This is a genomic window from Colwellia sp. MB02u-6, assembly GCF_014077095.1.
GTDB lineage: Bacteria > Pseudomonadota > Gammaproteobacteria > Enterobacterales > Alteromonadaceae > Cognaticolwellia.
In genome coordinates this window covers 181,997-198,187 of record NZ_JACGVG010000027.1, presented here as the reverse complement: position 1 = coordinate 198,187, position 16,191 = coordinate 181,997, and the positions used below count along the sequence as shown (strand labels likewise).

Genomic DNA, 16,191 nt, shown 5'->3' with positions numbered 1-16,191 from the left:
ATTAACTTACTACACTAGGGATACTACCGATCAGTCGAATGGTATAATCCATTAGTTTTTGTACCAACCAATGTCCACCTATAATTAAAGAGAGCAAAGTCACAATTAAACGCGGTAAAAAACTCAAGGTTTGTTCATTTATCGAGGTAGCCGCTTGGAATACTGCTACAACCAAACCAATAATCAGGCTTGGCACAATAACGGCACTCACCAGTATAATCACTAGAAACAGCGCATCTCGTAAAATATCAACAAATACCTCAGGACCCATTACGTGGCTCCCATGCCATAACTGGTTGCCAGTGTGCCTATCACTAAATTCCAACCATCAATCAGCACAAATAGCATTAACTTAAACGGCAAAGATACGATCATCGGCGATAGCATCATCATCCCCATCGCCATTAAGATACTGGCCACCACTAAATCTATGATTAAAAATGGAATAAATAACATAAAGCCAATTTGAAAGGCGGTTTTTAACTCACTAATAACAAAGGCTGGAATGATCACTGTCATGGGTAAATCTGTCGGTTTATCAACTTGTGTTATGCCCGCCATTTGGGCCAAGGTGTCCAGATCTTTAATGCGAGTTTGCTCTAACATAAACGCCCGTAATGGCACTTTAGCTTTATTAATCGCTTCAACCGAGGTTAATTGATCTTGTAAATAAGGTTGAATCGCACGGTCATTAATTTCGTTATAGACTGGCGTCATAATAAATAAGGTCATAAACAAAGTAATGCCAATAATCACCTGATTAGACGGGGTTTGTTGTAAACCAAAAGCTTGCCGTAAAATCGCCATTACCACCACAATACGGGTAAACGACGTCATCATGATCACCGCTGCAGGTATGAAACCTAGCGCGGTCATAAAAATTAATATTTGTAAGGTAACTGAGTATTCTTGCGAACCATCCGGATTAGTGGTCAAGGTTAACGCTGATAATGAAAGGCCATCAGCGGCAAAACTAGTATTGCTAATGAGTAAAAACGACAAAATCGTTAACAGTAAAGTGACGATTTTGTTTAACGATAATAATGATTTTTTATTTTTGTTTATCATAGGTTTTTATAGCTTTCTGTTTGAATAGTTTTGCTAACGACTGAGCAAAATCAACACTGTTTTCTTTAGCATTCACCAAGGGTTCATCAAGGGTTTCTAACAAAGTAACTTGCTGTGTGGTAACCCCAAGCAACAATTGTTTATCTCCAGCTTGCACCACCACTAACTTCTCTTTTGCCCCAAGGTGTAAACTGGTGACTATTTTTAAGCCATGGTGAGTTTGACGTACACCTTGAAAACGTTTTAATATCATGGCACTAATAACAATCACCGCAAGCACCATCAGTAATGACATAATCATGCTCATAGAATTCATATTAGCGGCAATATGCTTACCCACTTCAACCGGAACATCCTCAGTTAAAGCAACATCGCTAACAACCTCTTGCGCATCGGCAAAGGCTGCAAAGACTAACCAGCTAAAAAGCCCTGACAGAGTTTTTTTCATTAGTGATTATTTTAACTTTTTAATACGTTCAACTTGGCTAATAACATCAGTCAAGCGAATACCAAATTTATCGTTAACCACAACCACTTCACCATGAGCGATTAAGGTCCCATTAACCATAACATCTAATGATTCACCTGCAACGCGGTCAAGTTCAACAACCGAGCCTTGGTTCAGCTGTAGTAAATTTCGAATACTAATATGACTACGCCCTACTTCCATAGAAATAGTAACAGGTATGTCTAAAATCGCATCGAGCTTACGCTTTTCTACACCTGAGATATTATCACTATCTTCTTTTAACTCTTCCAATTCAACCGCTTTAGCCGACTCTGCACTAGCTTGCTCATCCATAGCTTCATCCCACATACCTAATTCATCTTTGTTGTCTGTACTCATACTATTTTGCCTCAATTTTCATCAAGTAGCGTCAAAATACTCACACTACTCGTTTGTTATTTTTTATTATGCCGTTATAAAATGCTTACACTAAAGTTAATCAATCCTGTTTTATTCATATGATTTACCCATGCTTGTTATAAATAATCGTCTAATAAATGCAGCTCTGCATCACTGTCTAAACGCTTACCACCTTTCGTCAAGATAGTTAGCTCTGATTTAACTGATTCCGGACGCTTAATTTTTGATTCTATTTTCAGTGCTAAATTATTACGACTTTGACCAAGTTGAGCCCTAAATGACGGTAATTTTTCTACTAACACAGTAATATGCTCAGGCATCACAATGGGAATAATATCACCGGTTTTCAGGTCCATAATTTGTTGTAATGGCAAGGTCACTTCGATGAATTTAGTTGATATCTCGACCGACACGTCCATAATTTCATCACGTAGGGCTTTCGACCAACGCATATCAGTATCTTCTTTGTCAGATTGTAAACCGGCATCAAGTAATTCACGAATAGGCTCTAACATGGCATAGGGTAAAACCACATGAAAATCGCCACCACCACCATCAAGTTCAATATGAAAAGAACTAATCACCACCACTTCAGTTGGGCTAACAATGTTTGCCATCGACGGATTAACTTCTGAATCAAGATATTCAAATGAAACATCCATCACAGGTGACCATGCTACTTTGTAATCTTCAAAGATAATTTTTAACAACATTTGCACGATACGGCGTTCAGTAGGGGTAAATTCACGACCTTCAATTTTCGCATGATATCGACCATCACCACCAAAAAAATTGTCCACTAATATAAAAACCAGTCGCGCTTCCATGGTAATTAATGCGGTGCCTTTTAAAGGCCGAAAGCGCACCATATTTAAACTGGTTGGCACAAATAAAGTATGTACGTATTCGCCAAACTTGATCATTTGGATACCGTTAATAGAAACTTCTGCTGTGCGACGCATCATATTAAATAAACTAATACGCATATGACGTGCAAAACGTTCGTTGATCATCTCCAACGTTGGCATGCGGCCACGCACAAGGCGATCTTGCGAAGAAAAGTCGTAATCAGACGTCTCTCCTGACTTGGCAGAGTCCTCTAAACTTTCATCTTCTTCAACATCATCAACACCGTGTAAAAGTGCATCGATTTCATCTTGAGATAATAAATCACTCACTCAATAGTCTCTTTATCTTGTTAGTTTAGTTACACTGTTCACAAACCATAGCCGCCAACTTAATCAAAAGTTAATCAAAAGTTCAACCAAGTAATCTATTAGCGGCTATTTTTCTTCAAAGGTTTTACTGCATGACAAAGCCGGTAAATAGTACTTTTTCAACCACTGCACTCCCTTCGATTTCAGCCATTATTTTCTGAACTGCCACTAAAGACTTTTGCTTTAAAGATATTTTTCCTGCACTTGTTGCTAGATCATCAGCATTCGACGTTGAGAAAACACCTAACAACGCACTTTCAATTAAGGGTACATGTTTTTTAGCAGTTTCTTCATTTTCAATGCCTCGCACCAACAGTTGTACACGAATTTCAACAAAGCGATCGCGAGCGGCTCCGGGTGCATTAAAGCGAAAATGTCTCGGCATAGGAACATACAAAGCTGAGCCAAGTTCAGCGCCTTCTACCTTTTCGTTTTTAGCGCCTGTGTCTAAAGCGGCATCGATCTCAGCTTGTGAAATGTCATTATCACCACCAAAGATAAAAAACGCAGCCACGCCGCTAGCAATAGCCAAAACGGCAACAATGGCGATAATGATAATCAACTTTTTTTTCTTACCTGGGTTATCCAGCTTAAGTTCTTTTTCGTCGGCCATGGTTCCTACCTGTGAAGAATTTTATATCTATTGTTAAACTATATCGTTGAATAGCGGCTAATCCAAAGGGTTTATCAAGTATTGTCAGTGTATTAGTGAATTAAGCATAGTAATCGATACCAGTTGACGAAGCTTTGAGCACATTCACCATGGCGTTATCATTTTCACTAAAATTGTCTTCAGCAGACTGGGTCTTTTGACCCTTGTTAGACTGGCTGTCAAAACCATTATCATTTTGCTCTTTTGCTTCGCGCTGTTCGATATTTGCCTCGCCAACATCAACACCGTTTTCAGCTAACATATCGCGTAACTTGCCCATATTTTGCTCTAAAGCCTCTCTTGCTTGCTGGTTTTGCACCACAAATTGCACCGCGGCTTGCTCATTTTGTAAATTCACTCGCACATGAATATTACCCATCTCTGGTGGATCAAGTTGGATTTCCACTTGTTGAATTTTTTGATTGATCATCACCATCACTTTATCTTTAACAGCGTCGGCAAAATCTTTCCGGTAAATAGCAATAGTTTCAGTCTGCACAGTGGCAAATGATTTTTGTGTTGAGAGCGTATTTGTCGTTAATTGACTTATCCCACTTTCAAAACTTTGCTCTTGCTGAGCAGCTAACTCGACAGCACTTGTGATCGGCTTAGCTTGATCGACTAATGCTTGATTAAAAACTGACGCCACTTTGTCAACTTGTGGTGTTAGCTTCTCGCTCTCAGTTTTAGAGATTTTTTGTGCCTCAAACACGGCACTGGCTAATTTATCAAGGTCTTCATTTACCGCTGTTTTCTGATTAACATCAAGTTTTTTATCCGTAACCGATGTCGTTACCACAGTCGCTGTACTTTGATTAACGAGGTGAGTTTGTGTTGCTTCGATATCGCGGGCACTATTTTGCAATGCTCTATTGTTAGTTATTTGGTCAACATCTTGGGCTTTATCTAAGCCGGCATTGCCTTCTTCAGTTAATACCTTTATACCTGCTTGCTTGGCCATTAGCTCGGCATCATCAATGCTCCCTTGCTCACTCTTTAATGGTGTTGTGCCAGCAGTGGTTGTTTGCAGAGAGCCTGATGTAACGCCGTCTTGCACTGTTCCTTCAGCAGTATTATTTGCTGTAGATTTTGTCAACAATTGCTCAGCACCACTTAACATTTTTAATAAATCAACCGCGTCATCATTTTCAAGATCGGTAGCTAAGCCACTTTGGGCTTGAGTTTGATGTTCAGTTTGAGTTTGAAAACCAAAATAAGATTTTGGCGCAGAGCGAGTATCGGCATCGTCTATCGGTAAAGACACGGGTAAAGCCTCGGCATCATCAGCCTCATTAGCTTTAGATAAACGCTCACTCTTTAAAGCCTGTTGGTGTTGTTCTGCCGCTTTAGAGACAAAATTGCCATATGGCTCAGTATTGTATTCTGATTCTTCCGCTTTTTTTCTGGAATAGTGTTGCTCCATCGCATCATTAAATGCGTTGCTTTTAGCTTGACTTTTTATTGACAAACCACCTTTAGCACCAGAGATGTCAGGGTTTTGGCCAGCATCAGTAGACAATATATTGAGTTGAGACATAACAGACCTTTCTTAAATGTAGACTTAAGCGCAATTTAATAAATTATTTCTATAGTTAATTAAGCAAAATTCATTCCAAAACTAACTTTCAAAAGAGCTGGCAATACAATAACAACATAAATCTAGGCGATAAATCTTAAAATTAACTGAGTATATAAGCATCCAAAATAAGCTTTGAGTTTAAACCTTAATGCTCATGGGTTTTACTCAAGTACTTAATCTATGATCTCTAGTATTAACATCCCAGAGTTTAGCGCCGGCGGCGAACAAATTGTTGTGTCGCCATTTCATCAAACATTTTTTGTTCTTTTTTATTAGCAACTAATTGTAGGGCGGCAAGCTTTTTATTACGTAGTAATTCTACCGCTTGTATTTTTTGTCTTTGCTCTAACCATTGCTTTTTTCGTGTATCAACTAATGCTTTAGCTTGATGAAGCGCAATTTTAACCTGTTGAGAGGCGTTATCTAATTTCGCGATAAAAGCATGAAAATGGCTATATGTTGCACTATCAATACCCGCTATTGAACGCTGATTAAGCCGGCGCATATATTCTAAACGATAATCGCTAACACTTTTTAAACGCGCTTTATTTTGTTCATAGTCGACCTCCGCCACTTGCAATGCTTGTGAGGCTTTTTGTTCTTTATCAAGTTCATACTTATATAAGGTGTTCAACTGTTTCATCGGTTTAGTGACCTATGCGTTATTGTGTCTACTGATTTTTATTGGCATGAGCTTGCGCTGCCGCTAATACTTCCTGCAGCTGAGTTAAACTTTGATCATAAGGAATAATTTCAAGCGTTTGTTGCTGCAAAAAAAATTGAATTACGGGTTGCAAATCAATCGATTGATCTATTCTTGGATCCGTCCCTCGGCTGTAGGCGCCAATGGCAATCAAATCTTTATTTTCTTGATATAAGGCATAAATCTGCCGCAGTTGCCTGGCAAGTTGCTGATGTTCTTGGCTAGTTACCATCGGCATAACTCGACTAATTGAGCCTTCAATATCAACCGCTGGATAATGCCCAGCATCAGCTAATTTTCGAGATAAAACAATATGGCCGTCTAAAATGGCACGGGCAGCATCAGCAATTGGGTCTTGTAAATCATCACCTTCGGTTAACACAGTAAAAAATGCACTGATTGAACCTTGACCCTCGCCGCCATTGCCGGCTCGCTCGACGAGTTGGGGTAATTTAGAGAAAACGGATGGCGGATAACCTTTCGTTGCCGGTGGTTCGCCTACCGCTAGTGCTATTTCGCGCTGCGCTTGTGCATAACGCGTCAGTGAATCTACCAGTAATAAAACATTTAAACCTTGGTCACGAAAGTATTCGCTGATTTGCACTGCAGTTTCACAGCCCTTAAGCCGCATTAACGCTGAATTATCGGCAGGTGCTGCCACCACCACAGAACGCGATCGACCTTCTTCACCCAAAATTTCTTCAATAAACTCTTTAACTTCTCGTCCACGCTCACCAATTAAACCCACCACAATAACATCAGCGTTTGTGCCACGTGTCATCATACCTAACAGCACACTTTTACCGACACCTGAGCCAGCAAACAACCCCATTCGTTGCCCAACACCAACAGTAAGAAAACTGTTAATCGAGCGCACTCCAACATCTAGGGGCTCTGTAATAGCTCGTCGTGATAAGGGGTTGATCGGTTTACTGTCATATTGATAACTCTCAGATGCTTTAATCGGCCCTTTACCGTCCAGCGGTTTACCAACACCGTCAATAACTCGGCCTAACAAGTCCATTGATAAGGGTAAACGTGCTTTAGTCGATAAAGGCACGACTCGTGCGCCAGGTAATACCCCTTGCAAACTTTGTTCTGGCATTAAAAACGTTATCTCTTGGGCAAAACCAACAATTTCTGCAATCAGCTCACCTTGTGATGTTTCCACCAAACATTGACTACCCACTGCTGCTTTCACACCAACCGCTTCTAAAGTTAAGCCCACCACACGCACTAAACGACCAGCAACAGAGACACTGTGTGGGTGAATAAATTTTTCACTATTTTTTAAACGTTCAGTTATGCGATTTATATCAACCATAGAAGTTTTTACGCTTATTGATAAAGTTTAACAGGACAATATCTGTCGCTAGAAAGTTAAGGTGTGTCGGGTTTATTTTTGTAAGCTTCATGACTTATTTTTATTGAGGTTCGCTTTATGAATATAAGGTTTATGGATATAAAGTTTATTGATGCAAAGCTTCTTGCAAAAACGAGTCCAACACCTCATTCAAGCGTGACTTAACACTCAGATCAATATTAGAGGTACTGTTTTCAATTTGGCAACTCCCAGGACTTAATTGTGGCGCAGCCAATAAACGCCAACCTTGTGCTTGAATATGTGCGGCACCAAATTGTTCTTCTACCAATTTAATGTCTGTGGGATGCAATAAAATTTGGGTTTGAGACTCTTGTGCCGGTAGCGCTTTAATACCTTCAGCGATAGCCGATAATAAAATGTCTGGGTTAGTTTTCGCTTCATGCTTAGTCACCGCTTGGGTTAGTTGCACGACTAACTGTAATAGTTGCGCTTCAACATTTTTTTCAACATTGAGCAAAGGCTGATGTAATTGATCTAATAGGATTTGCATCGCCGCGATTTGTTGTTGGCTGGTTTCTTTACCTTCAGCTAAACCTTGTGCCACACCTTCTTCACTACCTGAAATTAGACCCGCTTCATGACCACTAGTTTTACCTTCATCAAAACCTTTGGTAAAACCGTCTGCTTTCCCCTCACTAAAGCCTTCTTCAAATGCGGCTTGGCGAATATCTTCTATATCTTGTGCCGTTAACGGCACTGGCTCATTAACTTCTATCTCTTCTGGTGGCTCATAACGCCAATTCATTGACTTGCCTAAGGCATTAGTTTTATTAACCTTTGTATCTTCGTCTGGTTGCACATTAGGTGCTGACCAGATATCAACCTGTTCAATTTTTTTTTCGGTCATTGCCCCAGTGCTTGGCTCAGAATCTGCTGCCATTACTTTACACTCTCTGATGTTTGATTATAAGAATTCATCGCCACCGCCGCCACCACCGAGCATAATTTCACCGGCATCAGCTAATCGATGTGCAACTGCCAAAATTTCTTTTTGTGCTGCTTCAACTTCACTAATGCGTACTGGCCCCATCACTTCAAGATCATCCGCTAGCATTTCTGCAGCACGTTTAGACATATTAGCCATAATTTTTTCTCTTAAGGCTTCATCGGCACCTTTTATTGCTTTCATTAGCGCATCTTGCTGAACTTCTCTTAAAATCGCTTGGATACCTCGGTCGTCAACATCGGCAAGGTTTTCAAAGACAAACATAAGGTCTTGTATTTGCTGACTCATTTCTTCGTCATGTTCGCGAATTGAAGTCATCAACATACCTTCAACATTATTGTCTAAATAGTTCATAATGTCTGCAGCCGCTTTCAGGCCGCCCATTTTCGCGGCTTGTGCGCCCGCTTGACCGGCAAATTGTTTTTCCATGATCTCATTTAATTCTTGCAATGCTGCTGGTTGAACTTCTTCTAAATTGGCAATACGCATCATAAGATCCAAGCGTACTTTGTCGGCAAATTGGGTCAGTATTTCTGCTGATTGATCCGGTTCAAGGTAAGATAAAACGATGGTTTGAATTTGAGGATGTTCATTACGAATAATATTCGCCACTTGCTTCGAGTCCATCCATTTTAAAGAATCAAGACCCTTAGCACCACCACCCTTGACAATTTGATCAATAAGGTTACCGGCTTTATCTTCGCCTAATGCTGCGGTTAGCGCTTTGCGGACAAACTCTTCACTTTTAAAACCAATGGTAGAAAAATTTTGAATTTCGTTAATAAATAACTTATGCACAGCAGTAATTTTTTGTTGAGTAAAATCTTCCATACCGGCCATGATCATACCCACTTTTTGCACTTGCTTCGGCTCTAAGTGTTTTAGTATTTGTGCCGCATCTTCTTCTGAAAGGCTCAACAATAAAATCGCAGCTTTTTCGGCGCCATCAAGTTTATTGACGTCATAGCTAGACGATTGTTGCTCTGCTAGTTCTTGATTTTCATTACTCATTTTCGGTTAACCAACTTTTAACGACTTGCGATGATAATTCTGGCTCGTTTGCCACTAAGGCCCGTACCGCCTTTAATATATCGCCATCACGATGTAAGTCAGGCAATTGTAAACTACCATCAGGTGCAAAGCCAATTGAGCTAGCATCTAACTCAGATGATAACATGTCCATGGTTTCATCACCCAAATCGACATGACTATCAAGCGACTTATCACCGTAATCACTCGGGGTTTTTTCGGGGTGAATTAGGCGTTTTAACATCGGACGCACCACGGCAATAAACAGAATAGCAATTAAGATAACGGCGCCAAGCAATTTTGCATACTTATAAATAGTAGGATCTTTCCACCATACTAATGGAGCCACGGCTATAATTTCTGGACGAGAAAACGGTAAAGTAACCACCTCTAATGAATCACCACGTTGTAAATTAAAACCAATACTGCCTTGCAATAAACGACGAATATTAGCCATTTCTTGTACAGAGCGTGCTGTTGGCACAGGTTCACCTTCAGCATTTAGCTCAGACAAATAATCTAAAGCAACAGAGACACTAATGCGATGAATAACGCCGGTTTGTTGTTTGGTGTAGCTAATAGCCTCGTCGAGTTCATAATTACGTGTCGACTCTGTATGTTTGCGGCCCGGCATGGTTTGCTGTTGAGCATTGCCCGTAGCATCTTGGGGAATATTACTGTCCAGCGGTGGTTGATTAGTTAACGCACCTGGAATACCACCGAGTAAACCCCCAATGGTATTATCTTCCACTTTCATTTCGCTGCGCAAAGCCGGTAAATCTGAATTATAACGTCGTTGAGTTTCTTCGGTATTGGTAAAGTCCATGGCCACGTCAACTTGTGCGGTAAAATTGCCCAAACCTACAACGGGAATTAAGATCGAATCAATCTTATCCATGTATTCTGCTTCGCGTTTTTGTTCAATTTCGAATTCTTTACGTGAGCGTGACGACACAGAATCTTGTGAGCCAGAATTTAATAAACGACCATTTTGGTCAGTCACCGTGACCCGATTGGGCGATAAACTTTGTACGGCCGATCCGACAATATCGACGACAGCGTCAACTTCTTCTTCAGATAGCAAGCGGCCCCGACTCAAGGTCAGTACCACAGTAGCTGACGGGTTTTTCTCACGTTTAGCGAAAACATTTTCACGCGGAATGGCTAATAAAACTCGAGCGCGTGAAATAGACTTTAACTCTTCAATGGTTCGGGCAAGTTGCTGCTCTCTAGAATGCTTTAAACGTTCAGTTTCAAGGCGTTGACTTACACCAAAACCCATATCTTGCATAAGAATTTCGCTGCCTTCAGAAGGTGCTCCACTTAGGCCACCTCGAGCTAGCATCAACTTAACATCTTGGTACTGGTCACTTTCTACCGATATTGTGTTGTTTTCTTGACGGTATTCAACTTGCTTGCTGTCCAGAAAATCCATGGTTTTAATCAATTGCTCGGTGGGCAATTTAGTTAAAAAACGATATTCGGCTTCATTGGCTAGCATGATAACAAACACAGCAATCGCGAAACAAATCGCTAGCGCAATCACTATGGTCATTTGACGTAGAAAATCAACATTACCCATAGCAGCGGCTAAACCTGACTTTTGTTCACCAACATCATCTGAACTATCATTGGCGACTAAGTCATTGTTACCATCTGCAAAGGTTAAATTTGTGTTGTTTGTTGAATCTGCCACTTACTTCTCTCCGCGTCACTATCGTTTTATACTTAACTACTGAGCCATTATACCGGCATGCTCATAATTTCTTTATAAGCTTCAACAAACTTATTGCGCACCTGAACGGTCGCATCGAAAGCAATACCTGCCTTTGACGCCGAAATCATAGTGTCAGCCAAAGTAACACTGCGATCGCCAAGTTCAAAAGCAGTACGTTTTGCACCCGCATCTTGCTGTAGTTCATTGACATTATTTACAGCATCTTTTAATAAGCTACCAAAGTCACTACCGGCTTTGCTCACCGGTGGTGTGCCCATGCCATTTGCTTCACCTATGGGTAGTTTGTTACCCATAGCTTCCATCGACATGCTTTGCATTTGAGCGTATAAAGAATTAGTTTTAATATCCATGGCTATCTCGCTTTCGTCAATTTCTTGTTACTTAATGTTACTTAAGATTAAAGCAAGCATAGTGCCAAGCTAAATAATATCGCAAAATATTGAAAAAATCACCTGATAAAAAAGCTAGAATATCTTTTAAAGTTTTTAAAAAGACTTTAAAATCAAATAGAAACTGAAAATAAATAAATATAGTAAATATAAATAAATAATTAATGAAACGAAAAAAACGACGTTAAGGCGTCGTTTTTTTGTTACAAACAGATAATAAGGCCATTTTTCTTAAAGTGGAATATTAATACCACTATCACGCATACGCGCAATTTTATAACGTAAGGTACGTGGACTAATACCTAAACGCTCAGCCACATCTTTACGACTGCCGCGACAAGCATGCAAAGTGTCCAATATTATTTGATGTTCTTGTAGTTTAAGTTCACTGCCGAGTTTGTCGTTTTTTTCAGCGTCTACTGCATCACTTGCTACCTTGGGTGTTTCAAAGTCATCGATCAATAAATCATTCGCATCAATACAACGATCACTTTGTAAAATTAACGCCCGTTGAATAACGTTGTCTAACTCTCGCACATTACCCGGCCAGTCGTAAGCCAGTAATTTACTACGCGCGGCCGCGGTGAATTCAGGAATAATATTACCGTCTTTTTGACAAATACGGCTAATAAGGTGGGCCGCCAAGGGGAGAATATCATCTCGGCGATCATTAAGTGGCAACCAAGTTAATGGGAATACATTCAGGCGATAATATAAGTCTTCTCTAAAAATACCACTTTGCACGGCGGCTTTTAAATCGCGATTACTGGTGGCGATTACTCTGACATCTAAGCTGATGGTTTTACGTCCACCTATGCGTTCTACTTCTCGCTCTTGCAACACGCGTAAAATTTTGGCTTGTAAACTTAAGTCCATCTCTGTTATTTCATCGAGTAAGATAGTGCCACCTTGCGCTTGTTCAAACTTACCCGGACACGCTTGAATAGCGCCAGTAAAAGCGCCTTTTTCATAACCAAATAGAGTGGCTTCAAGCATATTTTCAGGAATAGCAGCACAGTTAATCGCCACAAAAGGCGCTTGGCTACGTGGTGAGTAATTATGAATATATTGTGCTAGCACTTCTTTACCTGAGCCACTAGGTCCCAAAACCATTACAGAGGCTTCAGTATTAGCCACTTTTTTGGCGAGTTTTAATAACTCAAGACTTTGAGCATCAGCCACAATAGGGTCGCCACCATCATTCACTTGTAACGGCACATATTGACTGACCATATTCAGTAAAACTTCTGGCGCAAAGGGTTTTGCCATATAATTTCGTGCACCGTCTCGCATGGCCTGTACGGCATCATCAATAGTGCCATAGGCGGTCATGATCAATACCGGCAATTTTGGATAGTTATGACGAATACTTTTCAATAATGACAGCCCTGACATGCCGCCCATTTGTACATCACTAACCACTAAATCGACGTTATGCGACTTAAGTTTTATCAGTGCGTCTTCACCTGAGTCTACGGCTAAACATTGATAGCCCGCCAATAGCAAAGTATCAGCCAGCGCCTCTCTCAGTCCGGCATCATCTTCAACAACCATTATTTTACTTGTGCTCATGACTAAGCTCCTTAGACAACAATGTCTCGTTTTCATGCTCAGTCAATGCCGTGTTTGTCGCTTCACTAACCAGTAAGGGTATTTTCATACAAAAATGTGCCCCTTCACCTGGCTGACTTAACAAGCTCACTTCACCTTGGTGTGCATTAGTGACAGATTTTACCACCGCTAGGCCTAAACCTGTGCCTTGGCTTCTTGAGGTATAAAAAGGTTCGAATATTTTATCGGCTAGCTCGCCACTAATGCCCGGACCATTATCACGCACACTAATGTAGGCATATTCGCCCTGACAATAAGCGCTAATATTAATAACGGCATTGGCTTTAATAACAGATAAACTATTGTGTATTAAGTTTTGAATTGCTCCTGACAAGGCACTCACATTGCCTAAAATTTCACAACCTTGTTGGCAAAAATGCAGATGGACTTTTGCGCCAGCTTGACTCACTTGCGGCTCAATTACTTGCTTAGCTTGCTCAATCAGTTGGTTGATATTAACCGGTTCAACAACCGCTTTACTGCCACTTTTAGCAAACAGCAGCATGTCATTAACTTGCTGCTCTAAGTCATGTAGACGTAGCATTAATTTGTCTTGAAAATTAATCCGTGCCTCTTGGCTAAGTTTTTTATTGCGAAGATTAGCGCCATACAGCATGGCAGCCGATAATGGCGTACGAATTTGATGAGCTAATTTTGACACCATACGCCCTAAAGACGATAGTCGCTGTAATTGGCCGAGCTTATCTTGTAAAAGTCGCGTTTCGGTTAAGTCAGTGATCATGATCAACTGCCCAGGTTGCCCCCCTAAAGTAGTAATTTCTAATTTTACCCGGCGACCGTCATTTAACGAAACCTCGTGCCAATCATCAGCGCGAGGTTTAAAAGAGCGTTTGATCACACCAAACCAAGGTTGACCCAAAATGGGCTCATCAAGCAAACGTTTAGCGCTGTCATTAATTTTCACCACAATACCGTTGCCATCAAGCATAATCATCCCCGTTGGCATAACATCAATAACGTGTTGCAGTTGTTTGTTTTGTTGACGTAAGTACGTCAATTCACCCGCGTAGTTTTCACTTTCTAGTCGATTGGATTGCTCGCGTTTAAAACTAACCTCATCAAATGAAGTTACTCCACGATTCAGCGCAGAATTGGCTGATGACGAATTGGTCGATGTCGAATAGGCAAGTGCCATAATATTTTACCCGAGTAAAGAAGTACACTCGAACAAAGCATTAAGTATGCCAACCAATTAAAATGATATTATTCAGCAACTAAAGCACATTATTTCGCTTAATATTTGCTGTCAATAAAATGGCTAACATCATAAAGCCATTAAAAAAAGATTGAACGCCGATCTAAAAGTGCTATTACCATGTGTATTTAAACAATGCGTATTTAACTGACTCTATTGGCTGTGCTAAAAAGTAAAACGCCCTTGAAATAATCATTATTTCAAGGGCGTTTTACGCAATCAAGCTAACAAAGCAGCGGTAAGTTATCTTGCTGTTACCTACCGCTTATAGCCATAAATCATTAACTGACTTTCTGGAGATTATATTTACGCATTTTCTCCACCAAGGTAGTACGGCGCATACCTAAAAGCTCAGCTGAACGAGCAACAACCCAGTCATTTTTACCTAAGGCTTGGTTGATCAACGATATTTCTAAATCAGCTAAATACTCTTTTAGGTTCAGACCATTATTTGGTAAAACATCAAGGATATTGCCACTATCAGTGCTCGCATCTACTGAGCTAGTTTGTGCCATAGCCTCTTCTTCATCGTCATAATCAGTACCTGAAAACATCTCATTAATCGCTTCACGTTCTTGTAATTCTTCAGGGTATTGAGGTTGATAATCATCTATGTCTAAGTGGCGATACTTCAACGGTAGTTGTCCGACATTCACCACCTGCTCACCATACATAATAATCATACGTTCAATTAAATTAGAGAGTTCTCTGACATTACCGGCCCAAGTATGCTCTGTTAACGATTCAATCGCATGTTCAGTAAAGCGCACTGACTGGCCTTGCTCAGCCGAAAATCGTGAAATAAGCTCTTGCAACAAGAGTGGAATATCTTCTTTTCGCTCTCTTAGCGATGGAGTTTCGATAGGAAAAACATTTAATCGATAGTAAAGATCTTCACGAAAATGATTAGTTTTAATCATGTCTTCTAAATGTTGATGTGTCGCCGCCACAATTCGCACATTAGCTTTTAAACTTTTAGCGCCACCTACCCGTTCAAAAGTGCGTTCTTGTAACACACGTAATAATTTTACTTGCATGGGTTGTGGCATATCACCAATTTCATCGAGAAATAGTGTGCCGCCTTCCGCCATTTCAAAGCGACCTTTACGCGTAGAAATAGCGCCAGTGAATGCCCCTTTTTCATGGCCAAACAGTTCACTTTCTAATAAATCAGCGGGAATAGCGCCACAATTAACCGGCACAAATGGCCCTTTACTTCGCTCTGACAAGTTATGAATATTACGCGCAACTACCTCTTTACCTGTGCCGGACTCGCCTAAAATCAAGACACTGGCCGAAGTAGAGGCCACTTGTTCAATTAAAAATCGTACCTGTTGCATTGCACTACTGGTACCCACCAAAGAGCGAAATAAAGAGTTTGGACGATTAAAACCACGTTTTGACGGTAGGTTATTATGGTACTGGTGACTATGGTGCACTAACTCAGTCAATTGTGCATAATTTAGCGGTCTGGTTAATTCACCAATCACATTGACATAACCACTCAGTTGTTTTCTATCAATAACATCGTGATAAATAAAAGGGTAGGTTGGCTGAGACTTAATAATATTTTGTAACTTTTCAGAAACCTCACCACATAAAATAATGGTCAGGACATTCGGCACTTCAGCTAGATATTGATCAATTTCTTCTTCAGCAAAAACATGAAAATACTCACCAACAAAAGCTAAAACGGTTTCTATTTGATGGCGTCTTGTCGCATCATTATCGACGACTAAAATATATTTTTTCTCTTGCATTGTTTGCCTTTATATTTGTTGACTTCACGTT

Annotated in this window: 16 protein-coding genes; all 16 read right to left on the bottom strand. The window is 40.4% G+C overall.

Going from position 1 to position 16,191, the window contains the following annotated elements:
- Position 1 precedes the first annotated feature (1 nt).
- The 16 genes from fliQ to H4J46_RS03210 all read right to left on the bottom strand — a co-directional run bounded on the left by fliQ (position 2) and on the right by H4J46_RS03210 (position 16,160).
- Positions 2 to 271 (bottom strand): flagellar biosynthesis protein FliQ, encoded by a 270-nt coding sequence (gene fliQ, locus H4J46_RS03285; protein ID WP_182232127.1) that lies wholly within the window; start codon positions 269 to 271, stop codon positions 2 to 4.
- Positions 271 to 1,068: a flagellar type III secretion system pore protein FliP gene (gene fliP / locus H4J46_RS03280; protein WP_182232126.1), complete on the bottom strand. Its 798-nt coding sequence runs from the start codon at positions 1,066 to 1,068 to the stop codon at positions 271 to 273. The genes fliQ and fliP overlap by 1 nt, the downstream gene beginning before the upstream one ends.
- Positions 1,052 to 1,516: a flagellar biosynthetic protein FliO gene (gene fliO, locus H4J46_RS03275; protein WP_182232125.1), complete on the bottom strand. Its 465-nt coding sequence runs from the start codon at positions 1,514 to 1,516 to the stop codon at positions 1,052 to 1,054. Before fliO ends, fliP begins: the two co-directional genes overlap by 17 nt.
- A gap of 6 nt (positions 1,517 to 1,522) precedes the next feature.
- On the bottom strand, positions 1,523 to 1,915 hold the full coding sequence (gene fliN, locus H4J46_RS03270) for a flagellar motor switch protein FliN (RefSeq protein ID WP_182232124.1): 393 nt from the start codon (positions 1,913 to 1,915) through the stop codon (positions 1,523 to 1,525).
- A 137-nt stretch (positions 1,916 to 2,052) separates the two neighbouring features.
- Positions 2,053 to 3,114, bottom strand: coding sequence for a flagellar motor switch protein FliM (gene fliM, locus H4J46_RS03265; protein ID WP_182232123.1), 1,062 nt, complete (start codon positions 3,112 to 3,114; stop codon positions 2,053 to 2,055).
- Positions 3,115 to 3,238: 124 nt separating this feature from the next.
- Positions 3,239 to 3,766, bottom strand: coding sequence for a flagellar basal body-associated protein FliL (gene fliL / locus H4J46_RS03260; protein ID WP_182232122.1), 528 nt, complete (start codon positions 3,764 to 3,766; stop codon positions 3,239 to 3,241).
- 100 nt (positions 3,767 to 3,866) lie between these two features.
- On the bottom strand, positions 3,867 to 5,342 hold the full coding sequence (locus tag H4J46_RS03255) for a flagellar hook-length control protein FliK (RefSeq protein WP_182232121.1): 1,476 nt from the start codon (positions 5,340 to 5,342) through the stop codon (positions 3,867 to 3,869).
- Between the two features lie 250 nt (positions 5,343 to 5,592).
- A complete protein-coding gene (gene fliJ / locus H4J46_RS03250) occupies positions 5,593 to 6,027 on the bottom strand; it encodes a flagellar export protein FliJ (RefSeq protein ID WP_182232120.1) in 435 nt (144 codons plus the stop codon).
- Between the two features lie 28 nt (positions 6,028 to 6,055).
- Entirely contained in the window at positions 6,056 to 7,411 is a 1,356-nt protein-coding gene (gene fliI / locus H4J46_RS03245; protein WP_182232119.1) for a flagellar protein export ATPase FliI, read from the bottom strand.
- Positions 7,412 to 7,556: 145 nt separating this feature from the next.
- Positions 7,557 to 8,351 (bottom strand): flagellar assembly protein FliH, encoded by a 795-nt coding sequence (fliH, locus tag H4J46_RS03240; protein WP_259365664.1) that lies wholly within the window; start codon positions 8,349 to 8,351, stop codon positions 7,557 to 7,559.
- Positions 8,352 to 8,375: 24 nt separating this feature from the next.
- On the bottom strand, positions 8,376 to 9,428 hold the full coding sequence (gene fliG, locus H4J46_RS03235; RefSeq protein WP_182232118.1) for a flagellar motor switch protein FliG: 1,053 nt from the start codon (positions 9,426 to 9,428) through the stop codon (positions 8,376 to 8,378).
- Positions 9,421 to 11,142, bottom strand: a complete 1,722-nt coding sequence (fliF, locus tag H4J46_RS03230; protein ID WP_182232117.1) for a flagellar basal-body MS-ring/collar protein FliF — start codon at positions 11,140 to 11,142, stop codon at positions 9,421 to 9,423. Before fliF ends, fliG begins: the two co-directional genes overlap by 8 nt.
- 47 nt (positions 11,143 to 11,189) lie before the next feature.
- The gene (gene fliE, locus H4J46_RS03225) at positions 11,190 to 11,534 is read right to left on the bottom strand and encodes a flagellar hook-basal body complex protein FliE (protein ID WP_182134796.1); all 345 of its coding nucleotides are present in this window, start codon (positions 11,532 to 11,534) and stop codon (positions 11,190 to 11,192) included.
- Between the two features lie 270 nt (positions 11,535 to 11,804).
- Positions 11,805 to 13,145 carry a sigma-54 dependent transcriptional regulator gene (locus tag H4J46_RS03220; RefSeq protein WP_182232116.1) on the bottom strand — a complete coding sequence of 447 codons (1,341 nt, stop codon included), beginning with the start codon at positions 13,143 to 13,145 and terminating at the stop codon, positions 11,805 to 11,807.
- Complete coding sequence (locus tag H4J46_RS03215; protein WP_182232115.1) at positions 13,132 to 14,340, bottom strand: PAS domain-containing sensor histidine kinase; 1,209 nt, start codon at positions 14,338 to 14,340, stop codon at positions 13,132 to 13,134. Before H4J46_RS03215 ends, H4J46_RS03220 begins: the two co-directional genes overlap by 14 nt.
- Before the next feature lie 341 nt (positions 14,341 to 14,681).
- Complete coding sequence (locus H4J46_RS03210) at positions 14,682 to 16,160, bottom strand: sigma-54-dependent Fis family transcriptional regulator (RefSeq protein ID WP_182232114.1); 1,479 nt, start codon at positions 16,158 to 16,160, stop codon at positions 14,682 to 14,684.
- Positions 16,161 to 16,191 lie beyond the last annotated feature (31 nt).

What these genes read in the sequence shown, in the direction of transcription:
- fliO (WP_182232125.1), bottom strand. Translation starts at nt 1,516, where the DNA reads ATGAAAAAAACTCTGTCAGGGCTTTTTAGCTGGTTAGTCTTTGCAGCC.
- fliG (WP_182232118.1), bottom strand. Translation starts at nt 9,428, where the DNA reads ATGAGTAATGAAAATCAAGAACTAGCAGAGCAACAATCGTCTAGCTAT.
- fliI (WP_182232119.1), bottom strand. Translation starts at nt 7,411, where the DNA reads ATGGTTGATATAAATCGCATAACTGAACGTTTAAAAAATAGTGAAAAA.
- fliE (WP_182134796.1), bottom strand. Translation starts at nt 11,534, where the DNA reads ATGGATATTAAAACTAATTCTTTATACGCTCAAATGCAAAGCATGTCG.
- fliH (WP_259365664.1), bottom strand. Translation starts at nt 8,351, where the DNA reads ATGGCAGCAGATTCTGAGCCAAGCACTGGGGCAATGACCGAAAAAAAA.
- fliL (WP_182232122.1), bottom strand. Translation starts at nt 3,766, where the DNA reads ATGGCCGACGAAAAAGAACTTAAGCTGGATAACCCAGGTAAGAAAAAA.
- H4J46_RS03255 (WP_182232121.1), bottom strand. Translation starts at nt 5,342, where the DNA reads ATGTCTCAACTCAATATATTGTCTACTGATGCTGGCCAAAACCCTGAC.
- H4J46_RS03215 (WP_182232115.1), bottom strand. Translation starts at nt 14,340, where the DNA reads ATGGCACTTGCCTATTCGACATCGACCAATTCGTCATCAGCCAATTCT.
- fliQ (WP_182232127.1), bottom strand. Translation starts at nt 271, where the DNA reads ATGGGTCCTGAGGTATTTGTTGATATTTTACGAGATGCGCTGTTTCTA.
- H4J46_RS03220 (WP_182232116.1), bottom strand. Translation starts at nt 13,145, where the DNA reads ATGAGCACAAGTAAAATAATGGTTGTTGAAGATGATGCCGGACTGAGA.
- H4J46_RS03210 (WP_182232114.1), bottom strand. Translation starts at nt 16,160, where the DNA reads ATGCAAGAGAAAAAATATATTTTAGTCGTCGATAATGATGCGACAAGA.
- fliP (WP_182232126.1), bottom strand. Translation starts at nt 1,068, where the DNA reads ATGATAAACAAAAATAAAAAATCATTATTATCGTTAAACAAAATCGTC.
- fliJ (WP_182232120.1), bottom strand. Translation starts at nt 6,027, where the DNA reads ATGAAACAGTTGAACACCTTATATAAGTATGAACTTGATAAAGAACAA.
- fliN (WP_182232124.1), bottom strand. Translation starts at nt 1,915, where the DNA reads ATGAGTACAGACAACAAAGATGAATTAGGTATGTGGGATGAAGCTATG.